The sequence below is a fragment of the Streptomyces sp. NRRL B-24484 genome (assembly GCF_000717715.1).
Classification (GTDB): domain Bacteria; phylum Actinomycetota; class Actinomycetes; order Streptomycetales; family Streptomycetaceae; genus Kitasatospora.
Map to the genome: position 1 here is coordinate 77,747 of NZ_JOAI01000006.1, position 18,501 is coordinate 96,247.

Consider the following 18,501-nt stretch of genomic DNA (forward strand, 5'->3'; position numbering starts at 1 on the left):
TTCCAGGGCCTCCAGGGCTTTCCAGGACGTGCGAAAGGCCCCCGCCGGGGGGCGGGGGCCTTCGTGTCGCTACGGGGCTCAGGCCGGGACGGAGGCCAGGCCCTGGGCGAGGAAGCGCTTGCCGTTCACGCGCTCCGAGACGCCCTCGCGGTCCAGGTACGGCGTGATGCCGCCCAGGTGGAAGGGCCAGCCGGCGCCGGTGATCATGCACAGGTCGATGTCCTGCGCCTCGCCGACGACGCCCTCGTCCAGCATCAGGCCGATCTCCTGCGCCACCGCCTCCAGGGCGCGGGCGAGGACCTGCTCCTCGGTCAGCACGGTGTCGCCGAAGGTCAGCAGCTCCAGGACCTCGGGGTCGAGGACCTGCTGGCCGTCCTGCCAGACGTAGAAGCCGCGCTTGCCGGCCTTGACGAGCTTGCCGAGGTTCTCGGAGACGGTGAACCGCTCCGGGAAGGCCCGGTGCAGGGTCTCCGACACGTGCAGGGCGATGGCCGGGCCGACCAGCTCCAGCAGCACGATCGGGGACATCGGCAGGCCGAGCGGCAGCACGGCCTTCTCGATGGTCTCGATCGGGGTGCCCTCGTCGATGGCGCCCTGGATCGCGTCCATGAAGCGGAGCAGGATCCGGTTCACCACGAACGCCGGGGCGTCCTTGGTGAGGACGGCCGTCTTCTTCAGCTTCCGGGCGACACCGAAGGCGGTGGCCAGCGAGGCGTCGTCGGTCTTCTCCGCGCGGACGATCTCCAGCAGCGGGAGGATCGCGACCGGGTTGAAGAAGTGGAAGCCGACGACCCGCTCCGGGTGCTCCAGCTTCGAGGCCATCTCGGTGACCGACAGCGAGGAGGTGTTGGTCGCCAGGATGGTGGTCGGAGAGACCACGGCCTCCAGCTCGGCGAAGACGTTCTGCTTGACGCCCATCTCCTCGAACACGGCCTCGATCACGAAGTCCGCGTCGCCGAAGGCGACCGCCTTGTCGAGGTGGCCGGAGACGAGGCCCTTGAGCTTGTTGGCCTTGTCGCCGTTGATCCGGCCCTTGGCGAGGAGCTTGTCGACCTCGGCGTGGACGTAGCCCACGCCCTTGTCGATGCGCTCCTGGTCGATGTCGGTCAGCACGACCGGCACCTCCAGGCGGCGGGCGAACAGCAGCGCCAGCTGCGAGGCCATCAGGCCCGCGCCGACGACGCCGACCTTGCTGACCGGGCGGGCCAGCGACTTGTCCGGCGCACCGAAGGGGCGCTTGGCACGGCGCTGCACCAGGTTGAAGGCGTAGATGCCGCTGCGCAGCTCGCCGCCCATGATCAGGTCGGCCAGCGCCACGTCCTCGGCGTCGAAGCCGGCCTGCAGGTCCTCGTCCTTGACCTGCTGGATGATGTCGAGCGCCTTGTAGGCGGCCGGCGCGGCGCCGTGCACCTTGGCATCGGCGACCAGGCGGCCCCAGGCGACGGCGTCGTCCCAGGCCTTGCCGCGGTCGATCTCCTCGCGCTCGACGGCGGTCTCGCCGGTGAGCACGGAGGCCGTCCAGTGCAGCGACTGCTCCAGGAAGTCGGCCGGCTCGAAGATCGCGTCCGCGATGCCGAGCTCGAACACCTCGTTGCCCTTGAGCTGCTTGTTCTGGCTCATCGAGTTCTCGACGATGACCTTGACAGCCTTCGCCGGGCCGATCAGGTTCGGCAGGATGGTGCAGCCGCCCCAGCCCGGGACGAGGCCCAGGAAGACCTCCGGCAGCGAGAACGCCGGGATGCCGGAGCTCACGGTGCGGTAGGTGCAGTGCAGGCCGACCTCGACGCCGCCGCCCATCGCCGCGCCGTTGTAGTAGGCGAAGGAGGGGACGGGCAGCGCGGCGATCCGCTTGAAGACGTCGTGGCCGCCCTTGCCGATGGCCAGCGCGTCGCCGTGCTCCTTGAGCACCTCGACGCCCTTGAGGTCGGCGCCGACCGCGAAGATGAACGGCTTGCCGGTGATGGCGACCGCGGCGATCTTGCCCTCGGCGGCCTCGGCCTCGACCTGGTCCAGCGCCTCGGAGAGCTTCGCGAGCGAGCCCGGGCCGAAGGTGGTCGGCTTGGTGTGGTCGAAGCCGTTGTCCAGGGTGATCAGCGCCAGCTTGCCGGCCTGCTTCGGCAGGTCCAGGTGGCGCACGTGCGCGGTGGTGACGACCTCGCCGGGGAACAGCTCGGCGGCGCGCTTCAGCAGCTCGGTGGTGCTCACGGTCACTTGTTCCCCTCGAAGTGCGGGTTCTCCCAGATGACCGTGCCGCCCATGCCGAAGCCGATGCACATGGTGGTCAGGCCGTAGCGGATGTCGGGGCGCTGCTCGAAGCGGCGCGCCAGCTGCGTCATCAGGCGGACGCCGGTGGAGGCCAGCGGGTGGCCGTAGGCGATCGCGCCGCCGTACGGGTTGACGCGCTCGTCGTCGTCGGCGATGCCGTAGTGGTCGAGCAGCGAGAGCACCTGGACGGCGAAGGCCTCGTTGATCTCGAAGGCGCCGATGTCGTCGATGGTCAGACCGGCCTTGGCCAGCGCCTTCTGCGTCGCCGGGACGGGGCCGATGCCCATGACCTCGGGCTCCACGCCGGCGTAGGCGAAGGAGACCAGCCGCATCTTGATCGGCAGGCCGAGCTCCTCGGCGACGTCCTCGGCGGCCAGCAGCGAGGCGGTGGCGCCGTCGTTCAGGCCGGCCGCGTTGCCCGCGGTGATGTTGCCGTGCGGGCGGAACGGGGTCTTGAGGTTCGCCAGCGACTCCATGGTGGTGCCGGGGCGCATCGGCTCGTCCGTCGTCGCCAGGCCCCAGCCGGTCTCGCCGACCTCGGGGTTGGTGTTGCGGATCGCGATCGGCACCAGGTCCGGCTGGATGTCGCCGTTGGCGTACGCCTTGGCGGCCTTCTCCTGGGAGCGTACGGCGTAGGCGTCGCAGCGCTCCTTGGTGATGTGCGGCAGGCGGTCGTGCAGGTTCTCGGCGGTCATGCCCATGAACAGGGCGGACTCGTCGACCAGCTTCTCCGACACGAAGCGCGGGTTCGGGTCCACGCCCTCGCCCATCGGGTGGCGGCCCATGTGCTCGACGCCGCCGGCGACGGCGATGTCGTACGCGCCGAAGGCGATGCCGCCGGCGGTGGTGGTGACGGCGGTCATCGCACCGGCGCACATGCGGTCGATCGCGTAGCCCGGAACGGACTGCGGCAGGCCGGCGAGGAGGCCGGCGGTGCGGCCGATGGTCAGGCCCTGGTCGCCGATCTGCGTGGTCGCGGCGACGGCGACCTCGTCGATGCGCTCGACGGGCAGGTTCGGGTTGCGGCGCACCAGCTCACGGATGCACTTGACGACCAGGTCGTCCGCGCGGGTCTCGTGGTAGATGCCCTTCGGGCCGGCCTTGCCGAACGGGGTGCGGACGCCGTCGACGAAGACGACGTCCCTCACGGTACGAGGCACGGGGGCTCTCCTCCCAGGGGACATGACGTTAAGCGCAGTCCGCACGGCCCACGGGTGGAGCGGCGCTGCTTCAGAGCCATGCTACCCGCCGGTAACTAACTTGCCCAGGGGCCACACCCCCCGGACGGGGTGTGTCCCCCAGCACACCCGTCGGGAGAGCGGGAACAGGGGCGCCGGGGGCACCTCCCGGCCGAGAGTCGGGGGCGGAACGGCGCGACCCGGAAGGCGACGGTCCGCACCTTCCGGGTCGCGCAGTCCCCAGCGCCCTGTGATTGCCCCTGATCGCGGGCTGCGCCCTAGCTCGCGGCCTGGTCGAAGGCGGTCGCGAGGGCCGGGGCGACCAGGTCGGTCTGCCACCGGCGGGCACCGAGGCGGCGCAGGGAGGCGGCGATGTTCTCGGCGTCGGACACCGCCGGGGGCTCCCAGCAGACCCGCCGCACGAGGTCCGGCGTGATCAGGTTCTCCGCCGGCAGGTGCTTCTCCTCGGCCATCGCCGACACCGCGGCGCGCGCCGCGCTCAGCCGCGCCGCCGCCACCGGGTCCTTGTCCGCCCAGGCCCGCGGCGGCGGCGGGCCGTCGTGCGGTGCCGTGGCGGCCGGCAGCTGCGACTCGGACAGCTCGCGGGCCCGCTGCAGCGCGGCCAGCCACTGGTCGACCTGGCGCCGGTTCACCCGCGGGCCGAAGCCCTGCACGGCGACCAGGCCGGCGGCGTTGGTGGGCATGGCCAGGGCGGCGTTGACGATGGCGGCGTCGGGCAGCACCCGGCCGGGGGAGACGTCGCGCTCGCGGGCCATCCGGTCGCGGGTCTGCCAGAGCTCGCGGACGGCGGCGAGCTGACGGCGGCGGCGGACCTTGTGCAGCTGGGAGGTGCGCCGCCAGGGGTCGACCCGCGGGGCGGGCAGCGGCGCGGCGGCGAGCGCCGCGAACTCCTGCAGCGCCCAGTCGAGCTTGCCCTGGGCGTCCAGCTCCTGCTCGAGTGCGTCGCGCAGCTCGACCAGCACCTCGACGTCCAGAGCGGCGTAGCGCAGCCACGGCTCGGGCAGCGGGCGGGTGGACCAGTCGACCGCGGAGTGCTCCTTGGCCAGGGAGAGGCCGAGGACGCTCTCGGTCATCGGGCCGAGGCCCACCCGGGGGAAGCCGGCGAGCCGCCCGGCCAGCTCGGTGTCGAACAGCGACCGCGGGCGCATGCCGACCTCGCCGAGGCAGGGGAGGTCCTGGGTGGCGGCGTGCACCACCCACTCGGCGTCGGCGAGGGCCGCACCGAGGGCGTGCAGGTCGGGACAGGCGATCGGGTCGATCAGCGCGGTGCCCGCGCCGGCCCGGCGGAGCTGGATGAGGTAGGCCCGCTGGCCGTAGCGGTAGCCGGAGGCGCGCTCGGCGTCCACGGCGACCGGGCCCCGTCCGGCGGCGAAGGCCGCGACCGTGGCGGCGAGCGCCTGCTCGTCGGCGACGACGGGTGGCAGCCCCTCCCGCGGTTCGAGGAGCGGGACCGGGGCTGTCTCTTCTGGGATGGCTGCTACGGCGTCGGTCACCCCCCAAGGGTACGACGGCGTACGGGGCCGGGAGTGTTGTCGGACTGGTCAGACCGCGTTCCGACATATGCCCCCGGCCCGTGGCCGGCCGGTCACCGGCCCCTGACAGGTCCTCCACCTGCCGTGGACCGGTCCGCGGACCCGTCCGGGACCGGGCGGAGGCCCGGAGGAAACGTTCCTCCGGGCCTCCGCCGGATGGTTGCGCCGGAGCCGGCCCGCGCGGGGGCCGGGCCGGTCCGGGCGTCAGTGGATGATGCCGGTGCGCAGCGCGACCGCGACCATGCCGGCCCGGTCGCCGGTGCCCAGCTTGCGGGCGATCCGTGCGAGGTGGCTCTTGACGGTCAGTGCGGACAGGCCCATCGCCACGCCGATCGCCTTGTTGGACTGGCCCTCCGCCACCAGCCTCAGCACCTCGACCTCGCGGCCGGACAGCTCCCGGTACGCGGTGGGCTGCGCACCGGGGGCACCCGGCGCACCGGGGGCTCCGGGCGCACCCGTCGCTCCGGGGGCGCCGGGGACGCCCGGCATGCCGGGGCGGCGCATCCGGCCGGCCAGGTGGGCGGCACCGAGCGGCATGCCGGGGCGGCCGGGCATGGCGAGGTTGGTGCGGGTACCGGTGACCACGTAGCCCTTGACGCCGCCGGCGAGCGCGGAGCGCACGGCCCCGATGTCGTCGGCCGCGGAGAGCGCGAGGCCGTTGGGCCAGCCCGCGGCGCGGGTCTCGGCCAGGATGGTCAGCCCGGAGCCGTCCGGGAGGTGCACGTCGGCGATGCAGATGTCGCGCGGAGTGGCGACCCGCGGGCGGGCTTCGGCGATCGAGGAGACCTCGATCACGTCGCGCACACCCAGGGCCCACAGGTGCCGGGTGACGGTGTTTCGGACGCGCGGGTCGGCGATGACCACCATGGCGGTGGGCTTCGTCGGACGGTACGCGACCACGTTTGCGGGGTGCTCGAGAAGGACCGACACCAGGCCTCCTGTGGGGAGTGGCGGACGGAACCCCGATGGGGGCGGTCGGAGTGTTCCGCGTTCGGAAAGGGTCACTGACACCTTCGGCATCATCCGTGCCCGGCTTTAGCGAAAGATCACGATCTAGTGAGTAACAATACGGACAAATCGCGCAGGTGACTGATACGACATGCCCTGGAATCGCACGGATTCGATCGCAACCGGATCGAAATGATCAATTTCAACCGGGTAATTGACACGGACCGGGACGGAAGTCACACTCCATCAGCCCTGGGAGTGGCGCTGCGCCCGACCGTCCGGGGCGTCCCCCGGAAGGGAAACGGCCCGGTCCCGACAGGGGTCGTTGCGCCGCCCGGTCCCCGCGGAGGGGCCCGGACGGGGGCGGATCCGGGTGCGGACGGACCCTCAGTGCGGGCGGGGCCGGCGTCGGGCGGGCATCGGCACCACGCCGCCGAGTGACGGGGCGTCCGGCATCGGCATCGGCGCCCCCGCGGCGGGCGGCAGGCCGGCGCAGATGCACAGCAGGTCGCCCCAGGCCGCCAGGTGGCGCTCGAACCGCTTGTCGGCCGGCGTCCAGGACGCCCGCACCTCGATCTCGGTCGACGCTGGGCGTTCGGCCAGCGCGCCGAAGTAGTGCGAGGCGCAGCGGGTCACCGTGCCGCCCGGCTCCGCGTACCCGGCCCCGTGCGCCTGCAGCGCGTCCATCAGCCAGGCCCAGCCGACCTCGCCGAGCATCGGGTCGCCGGCGATCTCCGGCTCCAGCTCGGCACGGGTCATGGTGACCACCCGGAAGTCGCCGTTCCAGGCGGACTGCCCGGCGGGGTCGTGCAGCAGCACCAGCCGGCCGTCCGCGAGCTCGTCGCCGTCCACCTCGACCGTGGCGGTCACCGCCCACGCGAACGGTGCCAGCCGTCGGGGCGCCGGCGCGGGGGAGAGCTGCACCTCGGGCCGGAGCCGGGCGCCCGCGAGCGCCTCGACCGCACGGCGGAACTCGATCGGCGCCGCCTCCTTGTCCGTTCCGCCACCTTGTGCGGGGTGTCCGCCGACCGCTGCCATGGAGGGAAGCCTAGGTCGCCCGCGGCCCCAATCCGAGCAACTTCCCGCGGTGCGGCGCGCCGTAGCGTCACGGGTCGGACATCTCGGACGAACCTACGAGGCGCCCGCGGCCGCCGCGCGCACGGCGCGTGCGAAGATTTGACCCGTGAGCGAGACACCCGCGGCCAGCCCCGCAGCCGAGACCGACCAGCAGTCCACCGTGCGCCGCGGCGCCGCGTACGACTCCGTCTTCCTGCGCGCCGCCCGCCGCGAGCCGGTGCCGTACACCCCGGTCTGGTTCATGCGGCAGGCGGGCCGCTCGCTGCCGGAGTACCTCAAGGTGCGCGAGGGCATCCCGATGCTCGACTCCTGCATGCGGCCCGAGCTGGTCAAGGAGATCACCCTGCAGCCGGTGCGCCGGCACGACGTGGACGCGGCGATCTTCTTCAGCGACATCGTGGTGCCGCTCAAGGCCGTCGGCATCGACGTGGACATCAAGCCCGGCGTCGGTCCGGTGATCGCCGACCCGATCCGCACGGTCGAGGACCTGCAGCGGCTGCGCCCGCTGGAGCCGGACGACATGCCGTACATCACCGAGGCGGTCGGCCTGCTCGTCGACGAGCTCGGCGGCACCCCGCTGATCGGCTTCGCCGGCGCCCCGTTCACGCTGGCCAGCTACCTGGTCGAGGGCGGCCCGTCGAAGAGCCACGAGAAGACCAAGGCCATGATGTACGGCGCGCCCGAGCTCTGGGCGGGCCTGGTGGACCGGCTGGCCGCGATCACCTCGGCCTTCCTGAAGATCCAGATCGAGGCCGGCGCCTCCGCCGTGCAGCTCTTCGACTCCTGGGTCGGCGCGCTCGCCCCGGACGACTACCGCCGGTCCGTGATGCCCGCCAGCACCAAGGTCTTCGAGGCGGTCGCCGACTACGGCGTGCCGCGGATCCACTTCGGCGTCGGCACCGGCGAACTGCTCGGGCTGATGGGCCAGGCCGGCGCGGACGTGGTCGGCGTCGACTGGCGGGTGCCGCTGAACGTCGCCGCCGACCGGGTCGGCCCCGACAAGGGCCTGCAGGGCAACCTCGACCCGGCCGTGCTCTACGCCCCCACCCACGTCGTCGAGACCAAGGCCCGCGAGGTGCTGCACGCCGCCGCCGCGCTCGGCGACAGCGGCCACATCTTCAACCTCGGCCACGGCGTCATGCCGACCATGGACCCGGACGCGCTGACCCGCCTGGTCGCCTTCGTGCACGAGGCCAGCGCCCGCTGACCGGCCCGGCGGGGCCGGTCGCCCGGCCCCGCCGCCCCGTCACTCCCCGTCCGCCTGCTGCGGACCGGCCGGCCCCTCCGGCCCGGCACCCGCCTGCGGGTCCTCGGGCTGTGCGGGCGCCGGGGCATGGACCGGAGCACCGGCCTGCCGCGGCACCCCCCAGACCGGCACCGGCGGCACCGGCGGTGCCGGCCGCGCCGGACGGGACGCCGCCCGCCGCTTCAGCCCGCGCCGCAGCAGCCAGGCCGCCGGGGCCAGCACCGCCAGGAACGGCGCCAGCGCGGCCAGCGCCACCAGCAGCCCGCGGACCAGCAGCAGCAGGGCGTGCCAGCCGCCCGCGAAGGCGTGCCCGACCGCCGACCACAGCCCCCGCTCCGGCTTCGCCGCCGCGGCCGGCGCATCGGCGGCCCGGCGCAGCTCGACCGTGATGGTGGACAGCGAGGTCTGCGAACCCAGCTCCTGCAGGCGCTGCTTCAGCGACTCCAGGTCCGCCTCGCGCCGGGTCAGCTCGCTCTCCAGCGACACCACCTCGGAGAGCGACTTCGCGTCCGCGAGCAGCGCCCGCACCCGGTCCACCGACGCCTGCTGGGTCTTCAGCCGGCTCTCGGTGTCGACCACCTGCCCGGTGAGGTCGTCCGCGTCGCTGCTGCGGGACACCACCGTGCCGAGGCCGGCCAGCCGGTCCGTCGCCTGCTGGTAGCGGGCCGAGGGCACCCGCAGCACCAGCCGCCCGGCCTCCGCGCCGTCGCTGTCGGAGAGCGACTCGCTGCCGACGTAGCCGCCGTTCTCGGCGGCCGTCCGGCGCACCGCGTCCGCCGTGCCGCCCTTGTCCCCGGCCTTCAACTGCAGCACCAGGCGGCCGGAGTAGGCGATGTAGCGGTGGTCGGCCGCGTTGCCCACCGGGGCTCCGGACGGGTTGCCGGTGCCCGCCGCGGTCGGCTGACCGGCCGGCCGGTCCGCCGACCCCGCCCCGGCCGCACCGCCGCCCGCAGTCGGCGCGGCCTTCGGCGCCGCCGCCTGGGCGGGCGCCGCGGCGTCCGAGGAGGACCGGCTGCCCCCCTCCGCACCGCACCCGCTCAGCAGCAGCACCGCCGCCAGCGCGGTGCCCGCCAGCACCCGTCTGCCCGCCCGCCCCGTGTCCGTGCGCCCCATGTCCGTCCTCCCCTGGTCCCTCCGCGCGGCGTTCCGCGCCGGTCGCACCATTGGACGCCCCGACGGCCCGGCCGGACCCGTCCCGGTGATCCCGAACCGGTCACGGTCCGGCCTCGTCCCGGTGTACACCGGCCGTGCCGTGCAGCGGAGTTGACGGACCGGCGACAGTGCGGCCGGGCCGCTCCGGCGCGGCCGAGCGGGGCAGCCCGGGGCCGCGGGGTAAGGAGTGCGAGACTGCGGGACATGGCAGAACCTCATGTCGTGGTGATCGGCGGCGGCATCGCCGGACTCGCCGCAGCGGTGTTCCTGACCGACGGCCCGTACCGGGTCACCGTGCTGGAGGCGTCCGAGCGCTTCGGCGGCAAGCTGATGGCGGGGGAGGTCGGCGGCGTCCGGGTCGACCTCGGCGCCGAGTCGATGCTCGCCCGCCGCCCCGAGGCCGTCGAACTCGCCCGCGCCGTCGGCCTCGCCGACGCACTGGAGCCGCCCACCGGCGCGAAGGCCGCCATCTGGACCCGCGGCGCGCTCCGCCCGCTGCCCGGCGGCCAGCTGATGGGCGTGCCCGGCGACCTCGACGCGCTGGCCGCCTCCGAGGTGCTCTCCGCCGCCGGCCTGGACCGCGCCCGGCACGAGCGCCCGAGCACCGTCGGCGAGGACGTCGCGATCGGCGCGTACGTCTCCGCCCGGCTCGGCCGCGAGGTCGTCGACCGGCTCGTCGAACCGTTGCTCGGCGGCGTCTACGCCGGCCACGCCGACGAGATCTCGCTGCGCGCCGCCGTCCCCCAGCTGCTGCCGCTCGCCCGGAGCGGCGGCCCGCTCGTCGACGGCGTGCACGAGCTCGTCGGCCGGGCCCGCCCCGACGCCGGCCCGGTCTTCCAGGGCATCCGCGGCGGCCTCGGCACCCTGCCGGAGGCGGCCGCGGCCCACCTGCGCGGGGCCGGCGCCGACCTGCGCACCGCGAGCCCCGTCGACGGGCTGCGCCGCACCCCCGAGGGCTGGCGGGTGACCGTCGGCGGCGAGGTGCTGCACGCCGACGCCGTGGTGCTGGCCGTGCCCGCCCCGCAGGCCGCCGCGCTGCTGCGCCCCGACGTCCCCGCCGCCGCGGCCGAGCTGGACGCCGTCGAGTACGCCGGGATGGCCCTGGTCACCATGGTCTTCGAGCGCGCCGACGCGGCCGCGCTCCCGTACGGCAGCGGCTTCCTGGTGCCGCCGGTGGACGGACGGGCGATCAAGGCCTCGACCTTCTCCTCGCACAAGTGGGGCTGGCTGGACCGCGCCGCCCCCGGGTCCTTCCTGCTGCGCACCTCGCTCGGCCGGCACCGCGAGGAGGCCGCCCTCGACCTGCCGGACGAGGAGCTCGTCGCCCGCTCGCTGGCCGACCTGGAGGAGGCGACCGGGCTGCGCGCCGCGCCGTACGCCACCGCGGTCACCCGCTGGCGGGCCGGCCTGCCGCAGTACCCGGTGGGCCACCTGGACCGGACGGCCCGGATCCGCCGGCTGGTCGCCGGGGCCGGCCGGCTGGCGGTCTGCGGCGCCGCCTACGACGGGGTGGGCATCCCCGCCTGCGTCGGCAGCGCCCGCCGCGCCGTCAACGAGTTGTTGACCCCGGCGGACGGCGCCGGGGCCCCGGAAGGGACAATGAGGACATGACTGAGAGCACTGAACAGCAGCCCGTGAAGAAGAAGGCCCGCGACCTCAACCAGGTCATCCGCTACACCATGTGGTCGGTGTTCAAGCTCAAGGGTGAGCTGCCCGAGGACCGTGCCGCCCTGGCCGCCGAGGTGGACGAGCTCTTCGCCCAGCTCGCCGCCAAGGACGTCACCGTGCGCGGCACCTACGACGTGTCCGGCCTGCGCGCCGACGCGGACGTCATGGTCTGGTGGCACTCCGGGAGCTCGGACGACCTGCAGGAGGCGTACAACCGCTTCCGCCGCACGGCCGTCGGCCGCGCCCTGGAGCCGGTCTGGTCGAACATGGCGCTGCACCGCCCGGCGGAGTTCAACAAGTCGCACATCCCGGCGTTCCTCGCCGACGAGCACGCCCGCGACTACGTCTGCGTCTACCCGTTCGTCCGCTCCTACGAGTGGTACCTGCTGCCCGACGAGGAGCGCCGCGCCATGCTCGCCGAGCACGGCAAGATGGCCCGCGGCTACCCGGACGTCCGGGCCAACACCGTCGCCTCCTTCGCCCTCGGCGACTACGAGTGGCTGCTCGCCTTCGAGGCCGACGAGCTGCACCGGATCGTGGACCTGATGCGCGACCTGCGCCCGTCCCGGGCCCGGCTGCACGTCCGCGAGGAGGTGCCGTTCTTCACCGGCCGCCGCAAGCCCGTCTCCGAGCTCCTCGCCGGCCTGGTCTGAGCCGCGCCCGCCGGGGACGGCCCGGTCGGTCACGGCTGCGGGCGGCGCCGCGGACTCAGGTCCGCAGCGCCGCCCGCAGCCGTTCGTCCGTCAGGGCGGCCGGGCCGACGATGGCCACCGCGGTGAGCAGCGCCTGCTCCGGGTCGCGGGTGTGGCCGAGCTGGCGGGGCACCCGCGCGGTGCGCAGCACCTCCAGGCCCGCGGGCGCCGCGAACCGCGTGTAGGTGTGCACGTCGACCCGGGCCATCAGCAGGGTGCCGCAGGTGAGGATCAGCGGCAGCGAGAACCAGGCGATCGCCGCGCCGGCGTCCCCACTGCCGGGGGCGGCGAGGGCGAGCGAGGCCGCCAGTAGCAGGACGCACAGCAGCAGCGCCATACGCACCTGTCGCACCGCCCGCGAGGTGTCCCGGCGGACGGTCTCCGGCGTCGCCAGCCCGGCCCGGGCGAGGCGGTCACCGATCTCCCGGACGGTCGGGTGCGCCGCCAGCGAGGCCCGCAGCGGCGCCGTCCGGCACTGGCCCTCCGGGCCGATCTGCTCGATCAGCGCCCGCTCCAGCCGGCTGCGGCCGCGCGGGTCGACGACGGTCGTCCAGCCGGTGTGCGCGAGGTGCAGCCGGCCCCGGCCGGCCATCAGCACCAGCGCCAGCTCCACCACCCGGCCGGGGCCGCCCGCCAGGTAGGCGGTCTCGTACAGGCCGATCCCCACCGCCTCGGGAGGCCGGGGGCCGAAGCCGTCGAGGAGGTCGGCCCTGGTGGCGGCCCGGACCAGCTGCAGACAGGAGAACGCGGCAGCCGCGCAGGCCGGGATGAGGAGGAGCACCCACATGGGCTTGTTCTAGCCCCGGCAGGGGCGGGCGGGGAACACGTGCCCCGCCCGCGATACGAAACTGTGACAAGCCGGATCAGGATCCGCCGCACCCGCCGCCGCAGCTGGAGCCGCAGGAACTCCCCGACGAGCAGGAGCTGCCCGAGGACCCGCAGGAGCTCCCGGACGAACCGCAGCTCGACGACGAGGATCCGCAGCTGGACGAGCCGCAGCTCGACGAGGAACCGCTGTCCGAACCGGAGCCGCACCAGGTCGCGGTGGAGCAGGACGAGGACGAGGCCGAGGACGAGGAGGCCAGCTGCCGGGCGGTCAGCGCCGCCCGCATCTCCTCGTCCAGCTCGTCGGTGCCCTCCAGGGCGAGTGCGCCGAGCACGGCGAGCGCGGCGACCGGCGCCACCACGTCGTACGGGCGCCAGGCGCCGCCCTCCTTCATCATCGACAGCTGGCGGCGGCCCGCCGGGGTGACCCGGCCCTTGTCCGGCCTGGTCGCGACCATGAAGAAGACGCCGGCGATCAGCAGCACCGCGAACGGGAAGACCGGCGGCGGGCCGGTGTACCGGCCCTCGAAGGTGCGGTCCGTCCAGGCGACCATCGCGAAGATGCCGAGCACCACCGTCGCCAGCAGCGCCAGGCCCATCAGCCGGCGGGCCCGCACCACCGCCCGGTGCCGGTCGGGCCGGCGCATCAGGCCGCGGTCGGCCAGCCGGTCGCCGATCTCCTGGACGGCGGTGCTGCGCGCCACCTGGCGGCGCAGCACGTCGGCGTCCTGCTGCCGCCCGGGGCCGGCCGCGTCGATCAGCGCCGCCTCCACGGCGTCCCGGGGCGCCGGGTCGGTGACGGTGACCAGGCCGGACCGCGCCACGATCACCCGGCCCTCCTGCTGCATCCGCACCAGTGCGGTGACCGCGACCCGGGTCGGGCCGCCGGCCAGGAAGGCCGTCTCCATCAGTTCCAGGCCGCGCCCGGACAGGCCCTGCGGGTGCGGCACCCGGCGCAGCCGCGCGCGGGTGACGCCCACTGCCGTCCCGGTGGCCAGCACCAGGACGAGGGCCACGGTGAACTCCGTGCTCCACATCGTTGTCTCCCCCGTGGGTCGAACGGGTCCGGCGGACCCGGTGGTGCCGTGCTCAGCCCCGGGACGGGGCCGGCCGGCCGTGGGTGGCCGCGCCGCCGCGGCGGCGCAGCCGGTCGTGCACCGCGCGGGCCAGCACCGTGCACGCCGACACCGCCCGGGCCGCCCGCAGCGGTCCCGGGGCCTTCGCCCCGGCCGCGGGCCGCAGCCAGTGCTCCAGTTCCTCCCGCCAGGCGGCGGCCGGCTGCGCGGCCAGCGCCCAGACGGCGAACTCCCGCGCGTCGGCCCGGTACCCGCCGCGCTGCGGGCCCTGCCGGGCGTACCGCTCGAACAGCGGCCGCCAGTCGGCGCCGAGGATCCGGGCCGGCTCGGGCACCACCCGCGCGGTGGTGTCCCGCCGCTTGGCGAGCAGCCCGCGGGCCTGGGTGGCGACCTGCGCCGGGTCGAAGCCCTCCGGCACCGGCCCGCCCGCGACCAGCGCGGCCATCAGCCCGGTCTGCCGCGCGGCGAGCCGGGCCCGCGCCAGGGCCAGCTCGGCGTCGTCCGCGCGCGCCAGGTACTCGTCGGGTTCAGCCACCGTGCCGCACCCCCTCGGCGAGCGGCGCACGCTCCAGGACGGCCCGGATCGCGTCGAGTTCGCCGGCCAGCTCGGCCGGCGGCGGGAAGGCGTCGTCGCGCTCCAGCAGCACACCGGGCGGCACGGCGCGCCCGCACAGGTCGGCGAGCACCTCCAGCACCGGCTCGGTGACGGGGTGGGCGTGGGTGTCGTGCCAGACGCCGTCCCGCTCCACCCCGCCGGCGACGTGCACGTAGGCGAGGGACTCCAGCGGCAGCCGGGCCAGCTCGGCGCCGACGTCCAGACCCAGGTTGACCCGGTTGGTGTGCAGGTTGGCGACGTCGACCAGCAGCCGCACGCCCGTCCGCTCCACCAGCTCGGCGAGGAACTCGCCCTCGGTCAGCTCGTCGTCCGGCCAGCGCAGGTGCGCCGCGATGTTCTCCAGCGCGAGCGGCACCGGCAGCTGCTCCTGCGCGATCCGGACGTTCTCCGCGACCACCCGCAGCGCGTCCCGCGAACGCGGCACCGGCAGCAGGTGGCCGGACTCCATCCCGCCGGCCCGCACGAAGGCCAGGTGCTCGGTGACCAGCGGCGCACCGAGCGCCTCGGCCACCCCGGCCAGCCGCTCCAGCCGGTGCGCGGCCGGCGGCTCGGCACCGCCGAGGCCGAGCGAAACCCCGTGCGGGACGACCGTGACGCCGCGCCCCCGCAGCACCTCCAGCGAACGCGGCAGGTGGTCGGCGCAGACGTTCTCCGCGACCACCTCCACCCAGTCCACGCCGGGCAGCCGCTCGACCGCGGTGTCGATCTCCGCCCGCCAGCCGATCCCCACCCCCAGCCGGGGCGGCTCCGTCGAGTGCGCCATGCGCGCTCCCCCCTCTCCTGCGTCTCTCCTGCTTCCCCCACCGCCTGTGTCCGCTGCTGAGGGTGTACCGGCCGGACACGGCTGCCAACCACCGGCAGCCGAACTCAGAGCTGAACTTGAGCTTTCTCCCCGGAGCCGCCCGATTCGCGGGCAACTCCCGTCCTGGAGACCGATATTCGAGGGCGCGGAGGCAGCCGAGTCGTTAACGTGACGTGTCTATGACGCTCACGATCCGCGCCTTCCGGCCCGACGACGCGACGGCGGCCTGCGCCGCCCTGCGCGCCGGCCGCCCGTATCTTGTCACCACCCCCGAGACGGTCGCCTGGCAGGTCGCCGCCCAGCCCCACCTGCGGATGCTGGTCGCCGAGGCGGACGGGGAGATCGTCGCCACCGCCCGGTTCGGCGCCTACCCGGACAGCGAGGAGCCCGGCCACGGCTTCGCCGCCGTCCACGTCGTCCCCGGTCGCCGCCGCCGGGGCGCCGGCACCGCCCTGCTGGCCGCCACCGAACAGGCGCTCGCCGCGGAGGGAGTCCGCCACGCGCACTGCTGGGTGGACGACGAACCGGCCGCGCAAGCGTTCGCCGCCGGCCGCGGCTACACCTGCGGCCGGGTCGCCTACTTCGCCGAACGCGACCTCACCGCCGCACTGCCGCCGCTCCCGGCCCGGCCCGCCGGCGTCGAACTGCGCACCGCCGCCGACTTCGCGGACGACCCGCACCCGCTCTACCTGGTCGACGTCGAGGGCACCCGGGACGAGCCCGGCGACGTCGACCTCGCCGACCAGGGCTACGCCTCCTGGCTGGACGAGATCTGGCACCGGCCCGACCTCGACCGGGAGCTCACCACCGTGGTGCTCGCGGGCGGCCGGCCGGTCGGCTTCTCCGCCGCACAGACCGACGGCGAGGGCCGCTACTGGTCCTCCTTCACCACCACCGTCCGGGCCCACCGCGGCCGCGGCCTCGCCAAGCTCGCCAAGGCCGACTCCCTCCACCGGGCCCGCGCCGCCGGCATCACCGCCGCCTTCACCCACAACGACGGCGGCAACGCCCCGATGCTGGCGGTCAACGACTGGCTCGGCTACCAACGCTGCGCCGCCGAATGGAAGTACAGCCGCCGGCTCCCCGTGTGATCGGCCGGCACCCCAGGGGCGCGGGGCAGCACCCCCGAGGTGCTGCCCCTGACGTGGTGCCTGCTCAGGCGTCCTTCAGCCGACGTCGACGCCGTGGGCGCGGGCCAGGCCGGCGAGGCCGTCCGCCCAGCCCTGGCCGACTGCGCGGACCTTCCACACCTCCGGGCCGCCGGCGGGCCGGTGCCGGTAGACCTCGGCGACCAGCATCGCCGACACCGCGGGGTCGGACGGCGGCCGGAACGACCACGCGGTGCCGTCCGCGGCGTGCAGCAGCAGGTCCGCGTCGGTGAGCCCGGCGCAGGTCAGACCGGTGTCGGCGTCCATGTTGACGGAGACGGCGACCCGGTGGACGTCCGCCGGGAGGTCCGCCGGCCGCAGCACCGCCGACTCCGTGCGCCGGCCGCCCGCGGCCGCCTTCTCGCCGAGCAGCACCGCCCCGCCCGCCGCACTGCGCTGGTGGTAGAAGACGAAGTCCCCGTCCGAACGCACCACGCCCTCGGCGGTGAGCAGCAACAGGGTCAGATCGGCATCCGCGCCCGCGGAGGAGAAACGGACGGTCAGCGCTCCGAGCGCACTCTCCGGCAACACCGCGTTCTGCCCGGGCGCGAGCACCGTCGGCGCCGCGGGCTCCCGGACCGCCGCGGTCGCCGTGGGCACGGCGGCGGGTGCCGAACGCCGCCCGGTGCCGCGGCCCGCCGCGCCGTCCGCCCCGAGCCGCCCGGGCAGCCCGTGCTCGCGGAGCAGGGCGACCAGCATCGGCCCGTCCACCAGGGTCAGCGGCCGGCCCTCCACCCAGCGCCGGGAGCCGGGGCCGAAGCCGGAGGTGGTGACGAGGATGCCGCGGTTGGCGCCGCAGCGGGCCATCGTGGCGTCCAGGTCGCGGACGGCCGTGGGCGGCACGGTGTGCCGGTACCGCTTGGCCTGGATGACGATCTGTCCGCCGGTGATCGGGTCCGGGTCCTCGGCCAGCACGTCCACGCCCTCGTCGCCGCTGCGGGCGGTCGTCCGGGTGCGCAGGCCGCGGCGGCGGAAGAGTTCGGCGATCAGCTCCTCGAAGGCGATCGGGTCCATGGTGAACAGGTCCGGCCCCTCGTCGCCGGCCGGTGCGGACGCGGACGCGGCCGCGGACGGCGAGCCCGTGGCGTGCGGCCGGACGCCCTCCGGCTTGTCCGGGCGCGCGGACAGCCGGCCGTCCAGCGCCTCCACCAGGCAGTCCACGGCCTCCACCCGCTCCAGGTCGAGCGCGAGGAAGTCGGCCCGTTCGGCGGCCACCGAGACCAGGCAGCGGCTCTCCTCCCGGCCGGTCGCCGGGTCGACGGCCTCCACGACGCCGTGCACCACGACGGAGGAGAGCAGGCCGCCGTCGTCCGCCCGGAACGCCTCGGCCAGGACCCGCAGCGCGCACTGCGCCACGACCTCCCGGTAGAGCGTCCGCCGCTCGCCGGCCGGGCGGGCCACCTCGGCGTCCCGGTCGTCGGCCTTCACGTACCGGTGCCGAGCGACGGCCGGCACCACCGAGAAGTCCGGCAGCGGCCACTCCACGACCAGTTGGCGGGCCCCGGCGTCCCAGCGGGCTTCGGCCGTGTGTGGGAAGCCCTCGGGCCAGTCGTCGCGCCAGCCGAGCGCCGTCTCGAAGTACTCCTCGACGGCCTCCGGGGCGCCCGAGCGCAGTCCGGCCACCAGTTGCCCGGCGTGGGCCGCGAGCTGCTGCCGGGAGGCCAGCCAGCCGTCGAACTCGGCCCGGTACTCGGCGAGCCGGCGCTGCCGTTCCTGCTCGGCGGCCTGCGCCGCGTACCAGTCCTGTTCGAACCGGGCGCGGGCCTGCGCCGCCTGCTCGTCCCACTCCCGGCGGGCCGCCGGGTTGAACATCTGCCCGTCCCTCAGCGGCGGTATCAGGTACCAGGACTGGTCCGGCATCGGCACCGGCACGCCCAGCTGCCCGGGGTCGAAGGCGGCCGCGGGCGCCGCCAGGTCCGCGGGTGAGAAGGGCTGCCCGCGCAGGCCCGCGGCGAGCGTGCCGCGCAGCGACGCGACGCGGTCCTCCAGTTCGGCCGTCCGCCGGGCCGCGTCCGCCTCCCGGCTCTGCCGGTACGCCTTGAGCGCCTCGCGCTGGCCCTGGGCGGCCGCCCGTTCCGCCTCCCGGCGGGCCCGCTCGTACTGCCGCTGCGCGGCCGCGTCGGCGCGGCGCTGCGCCTCCTCCCGGCGGTGCTGTTGGCGCTGTGCCTCCGCCAGCATGGCCAGTACTCCGGAAGTGCGACGCCCTGCCACCGTTGTCCTCTCGTGCGTTCGACCGATGATCAGTCTGGCACGGT

Annotated in this window: 13 protein-coding genes and 1 pseudogene; 4 read left to right on the forward strand and 10 right to left on the reverse strand. The window is 75.1% G+C overall.

The window, feature by feature from the left end:
* Nucleotides 1–78: 78 nt before the first annotated feature.
* The 5 genes from IE98_RS0107710 to IE98_RS0107730 all read right to left on the reverse strand — a co-directional run bounded on the left by IE98_RS0107710 (nucleotide 79) and on the right by IE98_RS0107730 (nucleotide 6,982).
* Nucleotides 79–2,205, reverse strand: a complete 2,127-nt coding sequence (locus IE98_RS0107710; protein ID WP_030266308.1) for a 3-hydroxyacyl-CoA dehydrogenase NAD-binding domain-containing protein — start codon at nucleotides 2,203–2,205, stop codon at nucleotides 79–81.
* Nucleotides 2,206–2,207: 2 nt separating this feature from the next.
* On the reverse strand, nucleotides 2,208–3,425 hold the full coding sequence (locus IE98_RS0107715; RefSeq protein WP_030266311.1) for a thiolase family protein: 1,218 nt from the start codon (nucleotides 3,423–3,425) through the stop codon (nucleotides 2,208–2,210).
* A 296-nt stretch (nucleotides 3,426–3,721) separates the two neighbouring features.
* The gene (locus tag IE98_RS0107720) at nucleotides 3,722–4,957 is read right to left on the reverse strand and encodes an HRDC domain-containing protein (RefSeq protein WP_030266315.1); all 1,236 of its coding nucleotides are present in this window, start codon (nucleotides 4,955–4,957) and stop codon (nucleotides 3,722–3,724) included.
* A gap of 243 nt (nucleotides 4,958–5,200) precedes the next feature.
* Nucleotides 5,201–5,926, reverse strand: a complete 726-nt coding sequence (locus tag IE98_RS0107725) for a response regulator transcription factor (protein ID WP_030266317.1) — start codon at nucleotides 5,924–5,926, stop codon at nucleotides 5,201–5,203.
* A gap of 405 nt (nucleotides 5,927–6,331) precedes the next feature.
* On the reverse strand, nucleotides 6,332–6,982 hold the full coding sequence (locus tag IE98_RS0107730) for a DUF3000 domain-containing protein (protein ID WP_030266318.1): 651 nt from the start codon (nucleotides 6,980–6,982) through the stop codon (nucleotides 6,332–6,334).
* 199 nt (nucleotides 6,983–7,181) lie between these two features.
* On the opposite strand from IE98_RS0107730, the gene hemE reads away from it, so the two are divergent.
* On the forward strand, nucleotides 7,182–8,228 hold the full coding sequence (hemE, locus tag IE98_RS0107735) for a uroporphyrinogen decarboxylase (protein ID WP_052390281.1): 1,047 nt from the start codon (nucleotides 7,182–7,184) through the stop codon (nucleotides 8,226–8,228).
* 39 nt (nucleotides 8,229–8,267) lie between these two features.
* Here the strand turns inward: hemE and IE98_RS0107740 are convergent, their stop codons facing one another.
* Entirely contained in the window at nucleotides 8,268–9,380 is a 1,113-nt protein-coding gene (locus tag IE98_RS0107740; RefSeq protein ID WP_159400847.1) for a DUF4349 domain-containing protein, read from the reverse strand.
* Between the two features lie 243 nt (nucleotides 9,381–9,623).
* Here IE98_RS0107740 and hemG point away from each other — a divergent pair, with 243 nt between their 5' ends.
* The gene (gene hemG / locus IE98_RS0107745) at nucleotides 9,624–11,030 is read left to right on the forward strand and encodes a protoporphyrinogen oxidase (RefSeq protein ID WP_030266326.1); all 1,407 of its coding nucleotides are present in this window, start codon (nucleotides 9,624–9,626) and stop codon (nucleotides 11,028–11,030) included.
* The gene (gene hemQ, locus IE98_RS0107750; RefSeq protein WP_030266329.1) at nucleotides 11,027–11,740 is read left to right on the forward strand and encodes a hydrogen peroxide-dependent heme synthase; all 714 of its coding nucleotides are present in this window, start codon (nucleotides 11,027–11,029) and stop codon (nucleotides 11,738–11,740) included. The genes hemG and hemQ overlap by 4 nt, the downstream gene beginning before the upstream one ends.
* 55 nt (nucleotides 11,741–11,795) lie before the next feature.
* Here the strand turns inward: hemQ and IE98_RS0107755 are convergent, their stop codons facing one another.
* From IE98_RS0107755 to IE98_RS46040, 3 genes and pseudogenes are all read right to left on the reverse strand, one after another.
* Nucleotides 11,796–12,566 (reverse strand): TIGR04222 domain-containing membrane protein, encoded by a 771-nt coding sequence (locus tag IE98_RS0107755; protein WP_030266340.1) that lies wholly within the window; start codon nucleotides 12,564–12,566, stop codon nucleotides 11,796–11,798.
* A gap of 76 nt (nucleotides 12,567–12,642) precedes the next feature.
* Complete coding sequence (locus IE98_RS0107760) at nucleotides 12,643–13,641, reverse strand: TIGR04222 domain-containing membrane protein (protein ID WP_030266344.1); 999 nt, start codon at nucleotides 13,639–13,641, stop codon at nucleotides 12,643–12,645.
* 52 nt (nucleotides 13,642–13,693) lie between these two features.
* Nucleotides 13,694–15,059, reverse strand: a pseudogene (locus IE98_RS46040) (DUF692 domain-containing protein).
* A 218-nt stretch (nucleotides 15,060–15,277) separates the two neighbouring features.
* On the opposite strand from IE98_RS46040, the gene IE98_RS0107770 reads away from it, so the two are divergent.
* A complete protein-coding gene (locus IE98_RS0107770) occupies nucleotides 15,278–16,189 on the forward strand; it encodes a GNAT family N-acetyltransferase (RefSeq protein ID WP_030266346.1) in 912 nt (303 codons plus the stop codon).
* A gap of 75 nt (nucleotides 16,190–16,264) precedes the next feature.
* Here the strand turns inward: IE98_RS0107770 and IE98_RS0107775 are convergent, their stop codons facing one another.
* Nucleotides 16,265–18,424, reverse strand: a complete 2,160-nt coding sequence (locus IE98_RS0107775) for a restriction endonuclease (protein ID WP_030266349.1) — start codon at nucleotides 18,422–18,424, stop codon at nucleotides 16,265–16,267.
* Nucleotides 18,425–18,501 lie beyond the last annotated feature (77 nt).

What these genes read in the sequence shown, in the direction of transcription:
- IE98_RS0107730 (WP_030266318.1), bottom strand. Translation starts at nt 6,982, where the DNA reads ATGGCAGCGGTCGGCGGACACCCCGCACAAGGTGGCGGAACGGACAAG.
- IE98_RS0107740 (WP_159400847.1), bottom strand. Translation starts at nt 9,380, where the DNA reads ATGGGGCGCACGGACACGGGGCGGGCGGGCAGACGGGTGCTGGCGGGC.
- hemG (WP_030266326.1), top strand. Translation starts at nt 9,624, where the DNA reads ATGGCAGAACCTCATGTCGTGGTGATCGGCGGCGGCATCGCCGGACTC.
- hemQ (WP_030266329.1), top strand. Translation starts at nt 11,027, where the DNA reads ATGACTGAGAGCACTGAACAGCAGCCCGTGAAGAAGAAGGCCCGCGAC.
- IE98_RS0107755 (WP_030266340.1), bottom strand. Translation starts at nt 12,566, where the DNA reads ATGTGGGTGCTCCTCCTCATCCCGGCCTGCGCGGCTGCCGCGTTCTCC.
- IE98_RS0107760 (WP_030266344.1), bottom strand. Translation starts at nt 13,641, where the DNA reads ATGTGGAGCACGGAGTTCACCGTGGCCCTCGTCCTGGTGCTGGCCACC.
- IE98_RS0107770 (WP_030266346.1), top strand. Translation starts at nt 15,278, where the DNA reads ATGACGCTCACGATCCGCGCCTTCCGGCCCGACGACGCGACGGCGGCC.
- IE98_RS0107775 (WP_030266349.1), bottom strand. Translation starts at nt 18,424, where the DNA reads ATGCTGGCGGAGGCACAGCGCCAACAGCACCGCCGGGAGGAGGCGCAG.